Source organism: Nitrosococcus wardiae, from assembly GCF_004421105.1.
GTDB classification, from domain to species: Bacteria; Pseudomonadota; Gammaproteobacteria; order Nitrosococcales; family Nitrosococcaceae; genus Nitrosococcus; species Nitrosococcus wardiae.
Window position 1 is genome coordinate 641,721 of sequence record NZ_CP038033.1, and the last position, 15,432, is coordinate 657,152.

The following is a 15,432-nucleotide window of genomic DNA, read 5'->3' on the forward strand; positions in this document are numbered from 1 at the left end:
CCTGCGGTCTGAAGCGCTTGTGGCATTCTAGCCACTTTAAAAGTGATTGCAATACTTTTTTACAACAGTGTTATCGAACCCTACCCCTCGTCACTGCCCTTACCTATCGACAGGGTCATCTTGATCTTTAAATTTTCTTTATCTCAAGATGTTGTTTCAATACTCAAAGAATCTTCTTTAAGTTTTATACCATAGGGAACGTTTGATCAACATCCCGTTACATTTAATTTTATTTTTTGAATTTTCAATACCTTGTAACTTTCCATGGGAACGATAGCTTTTTTTATGGGAGGCTACCTTAATGCCTTTTCTGTATTATTTCTGCAACAGAAATTTATGTCCATCATTGGAGAAGAAGCAAGGGCATGCTAAATTTTATTAAGTTGGCTTACCACCTACACAGGTACGATGTGATGACATCCCAGGCTAGGATACGCTTCTTAAGTCCTGAAGAATATTTAGCAAGTGAATTAGGTAGTCACGTCCGCCACGAGTATATTGCTGGACGAGTCTTTGCCATGGTAGGAGCAAGCCAAAGGCACAATCTTATCGCCGGGAACATCCATTTTGCCCTTCGCAGCCACCTACGAGGAGGTCCCTGCAGGGCTTTCATCTCAGAGATGAAGGTCCGTATTGGGAGCGCGGACTCGTTCTATTATCCCGATGTGGTGGTCAGTTGCGCCCCTGACGATAAGGAACCTTATTATTTAACGCAGCCCTGCCTCATTGCCGAAGTCCTATCCCCAGCGACAGAGGCCATCGACCGGCGGGAGAAACCGCTGGCCTACCAGCAATTACCCAGTCTTAAGGAATACCTATTAGTTTCCCAAGAGCAACCAAAGGTGGAACTCTATCGGCGCCGCGATGAAGATGAATGGTGGCTAGAAGCCTATGAGGCGGGTGAAACTATACTATTGGAATCTTTGAACAGGGCATTGCCCTTGGCAGTGGTCTATGAAGACCTGTCAGCCACTTCTCCCTAAAGAAAGAGGCTTATAGCTGTACTCCCTCAATCCCTATGAGATCAACGCACGCTACATTGGCCATCAAAAGCACGGAGAGGCCTATAAAGAGAATGTTAATTTCTGGGATGAGTATGAAATCACCGCCGGGCACGGAAAAAGGCAGACAGGATTTCCCCACAGGGTTCTGCTAGAACACCTCCTTGGCATTGGACCTGATGGTTGAGAAGGTCTCCGGGAAGAATGCTCAACACGCTCCCTGCTGCCCCCCCTTTAGGATCAAAGGCCCCGAAAACCACCCGCTGAATTCTAGCTTGGATGATGGCACCAGCACACATGGCGCAGGGCTCCAAAGTGACATAAAGGGTCGTCCCCACTAAACGGTAATTGCCAAGCTGCTGGCTAGCCGCGCGAATGGCCTGGATCTCAGCATGGGCGGTAGGATCCTTGGCGATAATAGGGCAATTCCAACCCTCGGCAACCATTTCCCCTTCCTGCACCAACACTGCCCCTACCGGGACCTCTCCCCTTTCTTCAGCATGCCGCGCCAAGGCCAAGGCATAGTGCATCCATTCTATGTCCCCGTTCATGGGAAAGAGTATTTCCGCGATAAGTCTTGATTACTCCCACTCGATAGTGGCGGGCGGCTTTCCGGAAATATCATAGGTGACCCGGGAAATACCCGAGACTTCATTAATAATGCGGCGGGAAACATGATCCAGAAAATCATAGGGCAAATGGGCCCAGCGGGCAGTCATAAAGTCCACGCTCTCCACCGCCCGCAACGCAACCACAAAATCATAGCACCGCCCATCCCCCATTACGCCAACGGATTTTACCGGCAAGAATACGGCAAAGGCCTGACTCACCTTATCGTACCAATCATGGGCGTGTAATTCTTCAATGAAAATAGCATCCGCCAGGCGGAGCAGATCCGCATATTCCTTTTTAACTTCCCCTAAAATCCGCACCCCAAGCCCTGGCCCTGGAAAAGGGTGTCGATAAACAAGATCAAAAGGCAAGCCTAGTTCAGTGCCCAGATGACGCACCTCATCCTTGAATAACTCCCGTAGGGGTTCAAGGAGCTTCAAATTGAGTTCCTCGGGCAACCCCCCCACATTGTGGTGGGACTTGATGACCTGCGCCTTTCCCGTTTTACCCCCTGCCGATTCAATCACATCAGGATAGATCGTGCCCTGAGCGAGCCACTGGACATTAGGCAACTTGGCCGCCGCCTCCTCAAAGACCTCGATAAATACTCGCCCAATGATTTTCCGTTTGGCCTCTGGATCAACCACCCCGGCCAAGGCTTCCAAAAACCGGGATTCGGCATCGATGCGGATGACCTTGATCCCCAGATGACGGGCAAAAGTGGCCATGACCTGATCCGCCTCTCCCCGTCGCAGCAGGCCATTGTCCACGAATACGCAAATGAGTTGGTTACCAATAGCCTTGTGCAACAAAGCCGCAGCAACAGAAGAATCAACTCCACCGGAGAGCCCTAGCAGCACCGTATCAGTACCTACTTTAGCCCTTATTTTTTCAATGCTCTCAGCGATAATATGGCCGGGTTTCCATAAGGCTTCACAGCCGCAAATCCCATGAACAAAGCGTTCCAGAATGCGAGCCCCCTGGCGGGTATGGGTCACCTCCGGGTGAAACTGGAGACCATAGAAGCGCCGTGCCTCATCCGCCATCGCTGCCAGAGGAGCATAATCCGTCGAAGCAATCCGCTCAAACCCCTCGGGCAGGCTAATCACCCGATCGCCATGGCTCATCCAGACATCCAACAGGGCCTCACCCTCAGCGGTAGTATGGTCCTCTATGTTCTGAAGTAACTGGGAATGGCCATGGACACCGACCTGAGCATAACCATACTCCCGGTGGCTGGAAACCTCCACCTTGCCCCCCAATTGAGCCGCCATCGCCTGCATGCCATAGCAAATTCCCAGTAATGGCACTCCCAGCTTAAACACCAACGGAGAGACCCGGGGAGCGGTTTCCCCCACGGTAGATGACGGTCCTCCGGAAAGGATAATCCCCCGAGGAGCAAAGGACTGCAGAGCCTTCTCATCTAGGTCGTAAGGATGGATCTCGCAATAGACCCCCACCTCCCGGACGCGGCGGGCAATCAGCTGGGTATATTGGGAACCAAAATCAAGGATCAGGATACGGTGGCTGTAAAGATCACTCATTTCAATCCATGCGATAGTTCGGCGCTTCCTTGGTAATGGCCACATCATGGACATGGCTTTCCCTCACCCCTGCCGCGGTAACCCGGATGAATGTGGGCCGAGTGCGCATTTCTTCGATAGTGGCGCACCCTGTGTATCCCATACTCGACTGTAAGCCACCCACTAATTGGCGAACAACTGCGCTGAGACTGCCCTTATAAGGAACCCGACCCTCTATACCCTCTGGAACGAGCTTATCGACTTCACCCGAGTTTTCCTGGAAATAACGATCACTCGAACCTTGTTGCATCGCCCCGAGGGAACCCATACCCCGATAGGACTTATAAGCCCGCCCTTGGTACAGTTCCACCTCTCCTGGCGCTTCCTCGGTACCGGCAAACATGCCCCCCACCATAACCGAATAGGCTCCCGCAGCAATCGCTTTAGCAAAGTCACCCGAGTAGCGAATGCCACCATCGGCGATGAGCGGCACATGGGTGCCCTTCAAGGCTTCAGCGACATTGGTGATCGCTGTAATCTGCGGTACCCCCACGCCGGCAACTACCCGGGTCGTACAAATAGAACCCGGGCCGATCCCTACTTTGACTCCATCAGCACCTGCTTTCACCAGAGCCTGGGCGGCTTCCCCGGTAGCGATATTACCGCCAATCACCTGGAGATCAGGATACTCCCGCTTAACCCAGCTCACTTGATCCAGAACCCCTTGGGCATGACCATGGGCAGTATCCACCACCAGCACATCTACCCCCGCCTCGACCAGGGCAATACTCCTTTCCTGGCTCGCAGGGCCAATCCCGACTGCCGCGCCTACGCGAAGCCGTCCATACTCATCTTTGCACGCCAAGGGATATTCCGTGGCCTTTTGGATATCCTTGACCGTAATCAGCCCCCGCAGCCTGAATTGATCATCCACTACCAAGACCTTTTCAATACGATACTGGTGTAAAAGCCCAACCACCTCGTCACGGCCTGCCCCTTCCGGCACAGTGACCAAACGGGGCTTAGGGGTCATAATATTGGAAACCGGGCTATCGAAATGGGTTTCAAAGCGCAGATCCCGGCTGGTCACAATGCCCACTAACTGTTCCCCCTCGACCACAGGAACACCGGAAATGCGGTGGGCACGGGTCAGCGCTAAAACTTCACCAATACTGGTATCTGGAGTGACCGTGATAGGCTCTTTGATAACGCCACTCTCAAATTTTTTAACTTTTCGCACCTCGGCCACTTGGCGCTCTACGCTCATATTTTTGTGGACAAAACCAATGCCCCCTTCCTGAGCAAGGCCAATAGCCAACTGAGCCTCAGTTACCGTATCCATTGCCGCAGAGACCAGTGGAATATTAAGCTTGATACCGCGGGTCAATTGGGTTGCCAAGTTTGCTTCTCGCGGCAAGACGCAGGAATGGGCGGGAAGAAGTAAAACGTCATCAAAAGTAAGAGCTTCCTGGATCATGCGCATAGAGCAAAATTTGTTGAGTAGTCTAAAAAGATAAAAATTTTCTAATTATACGGATTTTCACCACCAAATGCCCAGTGTATTATTATTAAAAAATGGCTAATGTGTTTTCCACCCCAAAATCTACACGGGATATCTACACCATATCACGCTTAGCGCGTGAAGTCCGATACGTTCTGGAAAGTCGTTTTCCCCTACTTTGGGTTGAAGGGGAGATATCTAACTTATCGCAACCCTCCTCTGGGCATTTTTATTTTACGCTTAAGGACAAAACAGCCCAGGTACGCTGCGCCATGTTTCGCAACCGCAACCGTCTGCTGGGATTTTCCCTTGAAAATGGGATGCAAGTGCTGGCACGGGTTCAGGTGGGCCTCTATGAAACCCGTGGCGAATTCCAACTGGTAGTCGAATACTTGGAAGAAGCAGGGGATGGGGCCCTGCGGCGAGCCTTTGAAGAACTCAAGCAGAGGCTCTCTGCCGAAGGACTGTTTGCCCCTGAACATAAGCGCTCCCTCCCCACTCTACCCAGACAAGTAGGAGTCATCACCTCCCCTTCAGGCGCCGCTATCCGGGATATCCTAAGCGTTCTCAAACGGCGTTTCCCAGCAATCCCCATCCTCATTTATCCCGTTCCTGTCCAAGGGGAAGGAGCATCTCAGAAAATCATTGCGGCTATTACTAAGGCTGAACAGCGCTGCGATTGCGATCTCCTGATCCTGGCTCGAGGCGGCGGTTCCCTGGAAGATCTTTGGGCTTTTAATGAAGAAACATTAGCTCGCGCTATCTACAATTGCAGCCTTCCCATAATCTGTGGTGTCGGCCATGAAATAGACTTCACCATTGCCGATTTTGTCGCCGATCAACGGGCGCCTACTCCCTCGGCAGCAGCGGAAATAGCGGTTCCCGATAGCCGGGAATGGCGCCAGCACTTTCTGAATCTCCAACAACGGCTTGGCTTTCTATTCCAGCAACATTTACGACACTTACGGCACTCGCTTGAAGGTTTGACCAAGCGCTTCCGCCACCCCCATGCCCGGCTGCAAGAGGGGGCGCAACGGGTGGATGAATTAGAACAGCGCCTTCATCGCGCCTATACTACCCTGGAAAGAGAACGGTTCCACCAACTAGAAGGGCTGCTGACCCACCTGCGAAGATTAAGCCCAGCGCAGTGTTTAGAAGTTTACCGCGCGCGCCTGGTGGATCTAGACCGGCGTCTTCATGCCTCTCCACAGCAACGCTTAGAACAGCAACGAACGCGGCTTGAGATGGCGCAACGGGCTCTTCAAGCGGTAAGCCCCCAGGCAACATTAGAGAGAGGATACGCCATCGTCACTGGGCCCCAGGGAGTCCTGCTACGTAAAGCCAGTCAGGTCGAGCCTGGGGCAAGGATCGAGGCCCGCTTAGCAAGGGGTCGTATTCGCGGTGAGATTACAAAAATTCTGGATGAGATCTAGCAACCATTGGAGTTCGCCAGGGCGAGCTGCGGTTCGCTCCCTTCTCGTCTTACTAGCAAAGTTTTAAAGGTTAAGGTTTAAGTCTTTGCTTTTTTAAAAAATAAAGGAGAGCTTGAACTGAATTTCAAGCTCTCCTGGCCTTAACTTATTATCCGCTACACCTTTTTATCTGAAGCTGCTTAGAGTAAAGGCCAATCGCTTATCCTCGAAGATAAAAGCATAAAAACTGGCCCACGCAAAACCCTTTTGCATTGCCTCTAGTGCAGCTAAGAAGTTTCTTCCCTTTTAAGGTGTACACGCTTTAGCGATTAAATTGCTCAATGAAGGACGATTGAGTGGGCTCATCAGGCGCCATATCAGACTTTTCACACCCTGCCAGTCCTATCGTAAAAGCAACGGCACACAGCAGTAACAGACCAAACTTTACTGACTTCACAACCTTCTCCCTTATGCTTATATGCTTAATTAACTAAATAAAATTTATCTTTCCCTGTAGTTATATTCTACCTTCCCTCAGCCTTCCCTCAGCACGGGTGGAACCCCTTATAAAGCATAAGCGTATAGACTTTAGCGATTGAGTTGGCTAAAGGGCGACGAACTTTCCGGTGACATATCCGCCGGTCCTTCTCCAGTACACCCGACCACTCCTATTGCAAGGGTTAAAGCGCATAGAGCCAACAAACAGCGTCTTAACGATTTCATAAAGCTTTCTCCCTTTTGTGATTAGACTGAGGTTTATGACTTCCTGTAATACAACAATTAAATTCCCTCAAGAAAATATTTAGCAAAATTTTGAGAAAAAGCAAGGCCTTTTTGGAAAAAATCTTACCCGGGGAAACAAAAAAGGCATCTCCTAGTAGGCGTGGATCCTTCTTAGGATGCCCCTCCCCCGGATAGTTTTTGCTTTCGGAGAGCTTGTAAATGTTTGATCCAGTGGTTAGCCCGTTTGGCATATTCCGGTGACCGCCGGGCCACCTCTAAGGCCTCAATGGCCTCAGCTAATTGTCCCTGCTCGTAATGCACTTGTCCCAATAGAAATTGAGCTTGCCCTACACTATCCAACCCCCCTTTGCGTAGGGCCTGCTGTAGGGCAACGCTAGCCTCATCCCACCGCTGAAGTTCCATGAAGAGCTGGGCTCGGCGCAAATCCGCCTTACCCTTTTGGCTCCCTTGCCCCGCCTTACTTAGAGCCTCAATTCCTTTCTCCCATTCCCGAGCGGCGATCCAACTATTGGCCAAACGCTCCCAATTCTGGGTGGTGCGCTTGATGGCCCCTGTTTCTAGGGCCTGTTGCAAAATCTGCGCTCCCTTATAAGGAATATTAAGGGAACGGTAAAAATCAGAAAGGTAGAGCAATGCCTGACCCTCAAGGTGCCCCATTTTTTCCGCCAAGGCTTGTACTGCCAGCGCTCGCTTATCTTTGTTGATTTCCGAATATACAGCGGCTAGCTGTTTCCAGTAACGCTCATTTTTAGGCTGCAATTCGATCAGTGTCTCTAACACCTGGGCGGCCTGCGAATATTGCTTTAATTCCAAGCGCGCTGCCAGGTGCAGTTGATACCAAGACTCTTGGGGTTCCTCAGCAAGCTTGATAGCCGCCATGATAGGAGGAATCACTTTAGCGTACTGCTCTAAATGATAATAGGCACTAGCCGCCAACACGTGGGCTTCTGGGGGAGGCGCTTTTGCTTCCTTCAACCAGACCTCTAGAAACCTAATCCCCTCTCCATATTGCTCCGTGGCGATATAAAGCTGGGCTAGACTGTAGCGCAAATCACGACCAACCTCTGCGGGTAACGCATCCAGGGCCAGACTGGCCTTGAAGGCTTGGATCGCCCTAGAATAATCCTCTACCGAGGAGTAAACATACCCAAGGGTTTGCAGGACCACTGCCTCTTCATAAGCATTCTGTTGACCTGAACCCTTGACCTGCTTTTGGAGTCCCGTCAGCTTTTCCACCGCCTGCTGGTACTTCTGCTGGTCCATGAGTTTATGGACCGCCGTCAGTGCCTCATAAGTACGGGGAGAAAGCAAGTAGGGGTCAGCCGCTTGGGCAGTCAAACATAACAGCGAGGCCATCCCCATGGCACTGCCCAAAAGCAAACCCTGAAACCGACCTCGGTCTCCTATTGCCAAGGCGAAGGCGACCGCACCCTTTTCTAGCCAGGGGTGCAAACAAAAGCATCGGATCAACGCTTGCCTCTTCATCCGGGTAGATTAAACTCGATCTCTTGGGTTGCGCGCTGCTCGACCGGCTCTCCCTCCATCAGTTTGGGCTTGAATTTCCACTTCTTAATGGCCTCTAGCGCGGCCCGGTCAAACACTCCTGGCGGGTGGGATGCCACTACTTTAGGAGCACGCACGGAGCCATCTTTCCTGATAATAAACTCGACGGTAACCGAACCCTCAAGCCTACGACGGGCCGCATTCCGTGGATAGCGTGGAAGGGTACGCACCAAGGGAATGACTTCACCTTCCCGCGCTGAGAGGATCGTCTCTCCGGATGTTGGGGCAGCAGGTGCAGCCCTATAGTCCCCCAGATAGGGTCCCGTTCCCTTAAGGCTTAGGGGCAGATCGATGTCAGGGATTTCTGCCGGCAGTGTGGGCGCATTGGGCTGTGGAAGCGGCGATTTTGGCATCGAGGTGGATGGCGGTGGCAATTTCTCTGGCGGTGGAGGTTTTTTCGGTAATTTCCGCTGCTTGAGTTCCGGCGATTCCGCCTCTCGCTTCAGCCGCACAAATTCCACCACGGTCATGCCTTCGTCCTCTGACTGCGCCCCATCCTGTCCAGCAGTCATATAAGACATCAGCAGGAATAACCCCACGTTGACTAATCCCGCAATGGCAATAGCGACCAGAAATCTCACTGCGCTTTAGTGGCTGCAATGGAGACATCCGTCACTCCAGCCAACCTGACCTGGTCCATCACGTTAATTACCAGCCCGGTTTTGGAGTCCTTATCGGCCACGATGACTACAGCTCCCTCTGGATTTTCGGCGTGCATACGCTCCACATTGGCCCGTACTGTACGGATATCGATTTGGCGCTCATCCATCCAGATCTCGTTATTGGCACGCACGGCAATTAAAATATTGCCCCGCTCCTCGCGGACCGCAGTCTGTGCTGAGGGTCGATTGACTTCTACCCCCGTTTCTTTGACAAAAGAGGTGGTCACGATAAAAAAAATCAATAGAATAAAGACCATGTCAATCAGCGGTGTCAGGTTAATGTTGACCGCCGAGCCACTCTGCCGCTGGCTGTGTTGTTGCCTCATAGATTTCACTCCTGGCGCAGCAGATCTCTTGCGTGTTGGATAGCCCGCTGCGCTCGATGTTCCAAGTTAGCGCTAAAGTAGAGACCCGAAAGGGCTGTCACTAACCCAGCCATGGTGGTAATCAAAGCCACAGAAATCCCCCCAGCAAACCCGCGAACGTTGCCGGTACCAAACACTGTCATTACATCAAACACTTGGATCATGCCAATCACAGTACCGAGCAGCCCTAACATGGGCAGTACGGCCGTTAGAGTTTTAATGGGCAACAGAAATTTGCGTAGGTTCTGGGAAAGTTCGGCAATCATTCCCTCCCGAATGCATTGCGCGTGCCAGGAATGACGTTCCTGGCGCTGTTGCCAATAGTCGATCAACTGTTGCAACTGGGCGGGATAAAGCACTAACATAAAATAATAACGCTCAATAATCAGCACCCACATCAGGACTGAAGCCACCAGAATGACCCAGAGAACGCCCCCGCCTCTTTCCAGCAGGAGCTCAATCTGAAAGAGGTTGTCCGCCAGTGCGCCCATTCTGCTTCTCTGCTCGTTGCGCCACAATGGCGGCACTTTCCTCATCCAGCACTTGCACCAGTCGATTACTCTTGCTAGAAAGTCCGCTGTGGATCAACAAGATGGGGATAGCCACCGCCAAGCCCAACTCGGTAGTCACCAGGGCCTCAGAAATCCCTCCCGACATGAGCTTAGGATCACCCGTACCAAAGAGGGTGATAGACTGGAAGGTTTCAATCATGCCAGTAACAGTGCCCAACAGCCCCAGTAAGGGTGGAATCGCGGCTAAAATGGCTAAGGTGGGCAATCCTCGCTCCAAACGGGGTATCTCTTTGAGGATGGCCTCATCAAGCTTGAGATGAAGCGTTTCCACATCCTGGCCATTATCCTTGTAAACCCCCAGGATGCGACCCAGGGGGTTATTATTCTGTGGCATCTCCTGTTGTCGCTGGCGATGGATGCGGCGGCCGATGATTTGCAAATAGATAAAGCGCTGCAACGCAATCAGCAAGGCGATCGCTCCCAGACCCAGGATCAAATAACCAATCCATCCCCCCTGTTGGATATGCTCTTGCAAATTAGGTTTTTGAACGAACAAGGCCAAGATAGCACCACGGCTGGGATCTACCGCCATAGGCGCCACCTCACCTCTTTCCGCCTTTTCGAATTCAGCGGCTGCCTCGAGAAAGCGGGAGGGGGGCTGGCGGCTAAGCTCCACGAGCCCGTTAATCGGCTCAGAGAGATACCGCAGGTAGGTGCCCTCGGAGACTGCCGTAAAAGTCCCAATTCGGGAAACTTGTCGCTCTTCGACTTCCCCTCCTGCAATGATCACCGGGGCCGAGAAGGTGACCACTTTCCCCGATTCCGTCATCTGCTCCTGTAAACTCAACCATAATTGCTGCAGCTCATCGATGGTCGGCAACTGCTTACGTTCTGCAATCGTTTCAAGAACTTCAGCGCGCCCAGGAAACTGAGCTGAAACTAGAGAGTGGTTAATAATATGTAGCAGATCATGGGCGGTCTGTCGGGCCACGCCGAAAAGCTCTCCTAGAGAAGCCGAGCGTTCCTTGAGGGCAGCTTCATTTTCAGCAAGAGTCTCCTCATTCTGCTCAAAAATCCGCCTAAGCTTTTCTTCCCGTTTCTGCGCCGCCGCCAACTCAGCCTTGGCCCGCTCCAGTAGATTTCTTTGCTGGTCGCGGGCAGAGAGAAAGCGAGCTTCTCGCTCTGCATTCAGCTGACGTTCTTGAATGCTATCTTGCCGAACCTGCTCCAGAAGCTGATCCAGCGTTTCCGGGGTCTTCGCACCCCAAGAGCCCATAGGCGCGCCTAACATTATAATTCCAATAAGGGCAGCCATTCCCTTAGCTTTTAGGAATAAATTCCTATCCCCGGACAGCGTGCCAAGCCTGATGGCCCTCATCGCACAGTCTCCGGCGCTCGTATAGGCAGCAATAATAGATCAGGGGGAGCCTGCTTACGGGCAATTCGCAGACCCTGGGTAACTGCGGAACGATATCCATCGGGGAGGACTGACCAACGCTGCTCATGGGCATCCCAGCGACCACAGGTCTTGCCATCTAGGGTGTGAAAAAACAAGGCTGTCCGCCCTATGCGAAGAAAATCCACGGTACGAGATTTACCATCCATTTCTAAGGTGCCTCGATAGGCTTCAATAGTACGCCCATATTCCACTTCTACCTGAAAAGCCTCGAGCACGCGCCGGTATTTTTCCGATAAACCCACATCAGCCCGGTCCATTAGGGCCTTAAGTTGCTGAATGCGAGTCTGGCGCTCATGGGGAAGAAAAGGAATATCCAAGGCCACAAACTGTTCCAATGACGAAACCATGCGCAACATCAAGGGCACGATTTCCCGCTGGGTCACCTCAATTTCCGAAAGCTGCTGCTGGAGGGAAGTAAATTCTTCCTTTTGGGAACGAATGAGTTTCCCTAATTGGCGATTATAAGTACGAAGACTATCAAGCTGAGCGGTAACCTGGCGATATTCGGCTAACAATTCCGCCGTTTCTTCTGACAGGGCATCAATCTTCTCCTGGGATTTCGCCGCAGCCTGCTCCGTCTTGGCCTGAGCACCAACAACCCCTTCCAATGAAGCGGCCATCCCCTCCATCCCATATATCGCCCTAAAGGCCAAAAGCACACAGAACCCTATTCTAACTATCCTCTGTGGCATAATATTGTCTTTACCCCTCCAATAGCATACTTCTTCGCCGCCTCCTAATTAAGGCACACGAAATGAAGCTTTGTTTGGGAGACCCTAAATTATGGTTCGACAGTTGCAGACCCACTCGGGCTTCTGGCTCAACACCAAAACACAAGGGAAAACACTTAGGATGTTTTAGAGACCAGAAGAGAAGGTCAGGTCAGATAATCCTGCCTAAGAAATAAATTTAGGATTAAAGAAAAAGCAGTAACCAAAAATATCTTAACCTATTACCAAGTAGGAAGCACCCGTTCCATCCAAATTCCGCAGCCATTCTAAAAACAAAACCAATGGTTACCATCACAACTTGGATTACGATAAAAAACTAAAATATTATCCGCCTCAAGAGAATTGCTTTACTAAACTTAATGTTTATAAGCAAAATTTATACCAAAATATGCACACCAAGAAAATCAAAATCTAAGAGATCTTTCCACAAGCAAAACCCGAGAAGAAATGGGTCATTTCACTGAATGATTCAGGCAAATGACCAAAAATAACCCCTTTCGTCAACCCACTCACAGCTAATATTTTGGAGTTCCGCCATGACTGATTTCAATTGTGTTCCAACAAAACTTCATCAATCTGGAGAATTCGCGGTTCCTCGCGGTCCTCGACGAAGGGGTGACCTTGGTCTTGGGGTCTTTACCGCTCCTCGCGCTTTCACTTCGGGTGCTCCCCACCCTAGGCTCCGAGAGCAAGAAAATCATAGCGCCAATTTATGGCAAAACGCAACTCATGTGGCCCTCGCGCTCGGCGCGCCGTTTCACTTCGCGACTTTGCTAGGGGAGCGCCTAACCTCCATGAGGCTCCAATGCAAATATAAATGTTTCCCAATAAAGACTGCTAGGTGATTTCAGCCCTCAAGGAGTCCCTCAAAGCTCGTATAAAGCTTCATCCACCTTAGGTGGAAGAAAATGCCGATGTCCATTTTTAAGACTGCCTTTACCCGGGGAAGTAAAGGGAACCTCCTCCTCTAGAATGTCTCCCATCTCCGCCTCGACTTGTTCTGGATCTTCTCCTTTTTCCAACCGACGAATAGCCTCTTCTACTCCTGGACCTAGTTTAAGACCAGTGGCATCATAAAGCTTGCGCATCATCTGCGCCATCGCCTTCGGATTGTTTTCGTCGACTCCTTCCATCTCCCCTGCAAGGGATGCAAAGGCCTGCTCCATTCGCGCCTCATCCAGATCCGGAAACCCCTCACCGCTATCCTCCTCCTTGCGGCCTTTAGAGATAGCAAATAACGATAATTTCCGCTCTAATTCAGGTCGGCCACAGCGGGGACAATTCGGACGCGTTTCCGTGTTGACACGACGGGAGAAAAAGTTAAATATCGTATGACAATCCATACAATAGAACTCATAAATAGGCATTATCTGCTAACCCCCTATAACAAGGCGCTCCCCCTGGAATCCACACAGCCCCAAGAATATTAACGTCCTGCCCTTGGGGTGCTCAATAATTTTAGATTTCAACCATTTCAAAATCATCCTTACCCGCACCACAATCTGGGCAAACCCAAGTTTCAGGAACATCTTCCCACTTGGTGCCAGGGGGAATACCATCTTCAGGCCAGCCCTCTGCTTCATCATAGATAAAACCACAAATAATGCACATATAGCGCTTCATAGGCCACTCACTCAATTATTATTATGAAAATCATGAAAAACCAATTGCTATGATGGACGAATTCTCGCATGTTTTTCCACTATTGGAAAATCGCATCCTGCCCGAGATATTGATACACTTTAAAGCTAATCACTTCAGCCTATGAACACCCATGAATGAGCTAATCCGCGGTCTTTACGCCATTGCTGACACTCATCTTCTGCCCCATCAGGACTTGGGCAACGCCGTCGCCCTCGCATTACTGGGAGGGGCCTCCTTGATCCAGTACCGAGATAAAGGCCAAGAGGTGAAACGACGCTACCAAGAGGCCAAGTCTTTACAGCAAATCTGCCGTCAGCATCACGTCCCCCTGATTATTAATGACGATACTCTACTCGCGGCCGAGATTGGTGCTGACGGGGTTCATCTAGGGCGGGATGACCTTGCTCTCAGCTCAGCCCGACAGATCTTAGGCGCAGACGCCATTATTGGTGTCTCCTGTTATAACGAACTGGCGCGGGCCATCGCCGCCGAGCAAGCCGGCGCCGATTATGTGGCCTTTGGCCGTTTTTTTCCCTCCGAAACCAAGCCAGAGGCCATCCAAGCGTCTCTAGAGCTATTAAGGGAAGCTCGAAAAAGGTTAAAACTCCCTATTGTCGCCATCGGTGGCATCACCACAGAAAATGCGTCTCAGGTGATTGAGGCGGGGGCTAATGCGGTAGCCATTATCGGCGGACTCTTTAAAAGCCAGGATATCCGAGCGACGGCCGCTGCCTATCAGCAGCGATTTCTAAGCCAGCATTTACCTGCACCCCATTCTTTTTAATCTTCTTATTAATCTTCTTAAATACGGTGAATATTCGAGCTTATTGATGCGTTTATGAGCGACAACCACTATATTATCGATGTCACTGAGTCTAATTTTGCCGAGCAGGTTTTGGCGAAATCCCACCAAGCCCCCGTCCTCGTGGACTTCTGGGCCGCTTGGTGCCAACCCTGCCAAATGCTCATGCCTCTTTTGCAGCAGTTGGCTGAAAACTACCAAGGCCAATTTTGGTTAGCCAAGATAGATGCTGACAAAGAACAAGGCTTAACCCTCCAGTATGGAGTACGTGGCCTACCCACCCTGAAATTGTTCCGCCACGGCGAAGTGGTTGAGGAGTTGGTGGGCGTCCAGCCGGAATCGGTGATCTGCGCCGCTATTGATCGGCACCTGCTCCGGGAATCTGATCGGCTATTAGAACAAGCCCAAACAGCCTTGGCGGCCGGACAAGAGGAACAAGGCCTTCATTTATTGCATAAAGCCGCGGAGATAGATCCAGAACATTACCCGGTCTCTGTGGCGCTAGCAGGCGCTCTTCTCAAGCAAGGAGAAAGGACCAAGGCCGAACAGATGCTGAAGGCACTGCCTTTAGAAGTGCGAGGAGAAGAACCTGCTAGCGGCCTGTTGGCGCAAATTGAGTTTGCCACTCTTACCGAGAAGGCACCCGACATCCATAGCTTAAAGCAGCGCCTCAAAGCCAATCCGGAGGATTCCGAAGCCTGTTATCTACTCGGTGCCCAGCAAGCGCTTGCTGGCGATTACCAGGATGCTTTGGAACAGTTCATGGTACTGCTTAAACAAAACCCAAAATATGGGGATGAGGCAGCCCGTAAAGCCTTACTGGCCGTGTTTAACATTCTCGGTCCCGATCATGAGCTTGTTCTCCGCTATCGGCGACAAATGTTTCGTTACCTTCACTGAA

At 51.1% G+C, this 15,432-nt stretch carries 15 protein-coding genes; 4 read left to right on the forward strand and 11 right to left on the reverse strand.

The annotated features are described in order from the left end of the window. Positions 1 to 365 precede the first annotated feature (365 nt). Positions 366 to 983, forward strand: coding sequence for a Uma2 family endonuclease (locus tag E3U44_RS03145; RefSeq protein WP_240761705.1), 618 nt, complete (start codon positions 366 to 368; stop codon positions 981 to 983). Between the two features lie 119 nt (positions 984 to 1,102). Here the strand turns inward: E3U44_RS03145 and tadA are convergent, their stop codons facing one another. The 3 genes from tadA to guaB are packed head-to-tail and all read right to left on the reverse strand — an operon-like array spanning position 1,103 to position 4,619. Continuing rightward, positions 1,103 to 1,552: a tRNA adenosine(34) deaminase TadA gene (gene tadA, locus E3U44_RS03150; protein ID WP_134356626.1), complete on the reverse strand. Its 450-nt coding sequence runs from the start codon at positions 1,550 to 1,552 to the stop codon at positions 1,103 to 1,105. 30 nt (positions 1,553 to 1,582) lie between these two features. Beyond that, complete coding sequence (gene guaA, locus E3U44_RS03155; protein ID WP_134356627.1) at positions 1,583 to 3,157, reverse strand: glutamine-hydrolyzing GMP synthase; 1,575 nt, start codon at positions 3,155 to 3,157, stop codon at positions 1,583 to 1,585. 1 nt (position 3,158) lies between these two features. Then, complete coding sequence (gene guaB, locus E3U44_RS03160) at positions 3,159 to 4,619, reverse strand: IMP dehydrogenase (protein WP_134356628.1); 1,461 nt, start codon at positions 4,617 to 4,619, stop codon at positions 3,159 to 3,161. A gap of 92 nt (positions 4,620 to 4,711) precedes the next feature. Here guaB and xseA point away from each other — a divergent pair, with 92 nt between their 5' ends. After that, positions 4,712 to 6,070, forward strand: a complete 1,359-nt coding sequence (gene xseA / locus E3U44_RS03165; protein ID WP_134356629.1) for an exodeoxyribonuclease VII large subunit — start codon at positions 4,712 to 4,714, stop codon at positions 6,068 to 6,070. Between the two features lie 873 nt (positions 6,071 to 6,943). On the opposite strand, the gene E3U44_RS03170 is transcribed toward xseA, so the two are convergent. From E3U44_RS03170 to E3U44_RS03210, 8 genes are all read right to left on the reverse strand, one after another. Then, on the reverse strand, positions 6,944 to 8,263 hold the full coding sequence (locus E3U44_RS03170; protein WP_240761706.1) for a tetratricopeptide repeat protein: 1,320 nt from the start codon (positions 8,261 to 8,263) through the stop codon (positions 6,944 to 6,946). Positions 8,264 to 8,274: 11 nt separating this feature from the next. After that, on the reverse strand, positions 8,275 to 8,937 hold the full coding sequence (locus E3U44_RS03175; protein WP_134356631.1) for an energy transducer TonB: 663 nt from the start codon (positions 8,935 to 8,937) through the stop codon (positions 8,275 to 8,277). Then, entirely contained in the window at positions 8,934 to 9,344 is a 411-nt protein-coding gene (locus tag E3U44_RS03180) for an ExbD/TolR family protein (RefSeq protein WP_134356632.1), read from the reverse strand. The genes E3U44_RS03175 and E3U44_RS03180 overlap by 4 nt, the downstream gene beginning before the upstream one ends. Before the next feature lie 5 nt (positions 9,345 to 9,349). Beyond that, on the reverse strand, positions 9,350 to 9,874 hold the full coding sequence (locus E3U44_RS03185; RefSeq protein ID WP_134356633.1) for a MotA/TolQ/ExbB proton channel family protein: 525 nt from the start codon (positions 9,872 to 9,874) through the stop codon (positions 9,350 to 9,352). After that, entirely contained in the window at positions 9,840 to 11,273 is a 1,434-nt protein-coding gene (locus E3U44_RS03190) for a MotA/TolQ/ExbB proton channel family protein (protein ID WP_134356634.1), read from the reverse strand. Before E3U44_RS03190 ends, E3U44_RS03185 begins: the two co-directional genes overlap by 35 nt. Further along, complete coding sequence (locus E3U44_RS03195) at positions 11,270 to 12,046, reverse strand: DUF3450 domain-containing protein (RefSeq protein WP_134356635.1); 777 nt, start codon at positions 12,044 to 12,046, stop codon at positions 11,270 to 11,272. Before E3U44_RS03195 ends, E3U44_RS03190 begins: the two co-directional genes overlap by 4 nt. A 905-nt stretch (positions 12,047 to 12,951) precedes the next feature. Further along, a complete protein-coding gene (locus E3U44_RS03205; protein WP_134356637.1) occupies positions 12,952 to 13,452 on the reverse strand; it encodes an FmdB family zinc ribbon protein in 501 nt (166 codons plus the stop codon). Positions 13,453 to 13,543: 91 nt separating this feature from the next. After that, positions 13,544 to 13,708, reverse strand: a complete 165-nt coding sequence (locus tag E3U44_RS03210; protein ID WP_013034628.1) for a rubredoxin — start codon at positions 13,706 to 13,708, stop codon at positions 13,544 to 13,546. A gap of 151 nt (positions 13,709 to 13,859) precedes the next feature. Between E3U44_RS03210 and thiE the strand changes: the two genes are divergently transcribed. Beyond that, positions 13,860 to 14,513 (forward strand): thiamine phosphate synthase, encoded by a 654-nt coding sequence (gene thiE / locus E3U44_RS03215; RefSeq protein ID WP_134356638.1) that lies wholly within the window; start codon positions 13,860 to 13,862, stop codon positions 14,511 to 14,513. A gap of 54 nt (positions 14,514 to 14,567) precedes the next feature. Further along, positions 14,568 to 15,431, forward strand: a complete 864-nt coding sequence (gene trxA / locus E3U44_RS03220; protein WP_134356639.1) for a thioredoxin — start codon at positions 14,568 to 14,570, stop codon at positions 15,429 to 15,431. Position 15,432 lies beyond the last annotated feature (1 nt).

Coding starts and splice junctions, on each gene's coding strand:
- E3U44_RS03145 (WP_240761705.1), top strand. CDS start 366: ATGCTAAATTTTATTAAGTTGGCTTACCACCTACACAGGTACGATGTG.
- tadA (WP_134356626.1), bottom strand. CDS start 1,552: ATGAACGGGGACATAGAATGGATGCACTATGCCTTGGCCTTGGCGCGG.
- guaA (WP_134356627.1), bottom strand. CDS start 3,157: ATGAGTGATCTTTACAGCCACCGTATCCTGATCCTTGATTTTGGTTCC.
- guaB (WP_134356628.1), bottom strand. CDS start 4,619: ATGCGCATGATCCAGGAAGCTCTTACTTTTGATGACGTTTTACTTCTT.
- xseA (WP_134356629.1), top strand. CDS start 4,712: ATGGCTAATGTGTTTTCCACCCCAAAATCTACACGGGATATCTACACC.
- E3U44_RS03180 (WP_134356632.1), bottom strand. CDS start 9,344: ATGAGGCAACAACACAGCCAGCGGCAGAGTGGCTCGGCGGTCAACATT.
- E3U44_RS03185 (WP_134356633.1), bottom strand. CDS start 9,874: ATGGGCGCACTGGCGGACAACCTCTTTCAGATTGAGCTCCTGCTGGAA.
- E3U44_RS03190 (WP_134356634.1), bottom strand. CDS start 11,273: ATGAGGGCCATCAGGCTTGGCACGCTGTCCGGGGATAGGAATTTATTC.
- E3U44_RS03195 (WP_134356635.1), bottom strand. CDS start 12,046: ATGCCACAGAGGATAGTTAGAATAGGGTTCTGTGTGCTTTTGGCCTTT.
- E3U44_RS03205 (WP_134356637.1), bottom strand. CDS start 13,452: ATGCCTATTTATGAGTTCTATTGTATGGATTGTCATACGATATTTAAC.
- E3U44_RS03210 (WP_013034628.1), bottom strand. CDS start 13,708: ATGAAGCGCTATATGTGCATTATTTGTGGTTTTATCTATGATGAAGCA.
- thiE (WP_134356638.1), top strand. CDS start 13,860: ATGAATGAGCTAATCCGCGGTCTTTACGCCATTGCTGACACTCATCTT.
- trxA (WP_134356639.1), top strand. CDS start 14,568: ATGAGCGACAACCACTATATTATCGATGTCACTGAGTCTAATTTTGCC.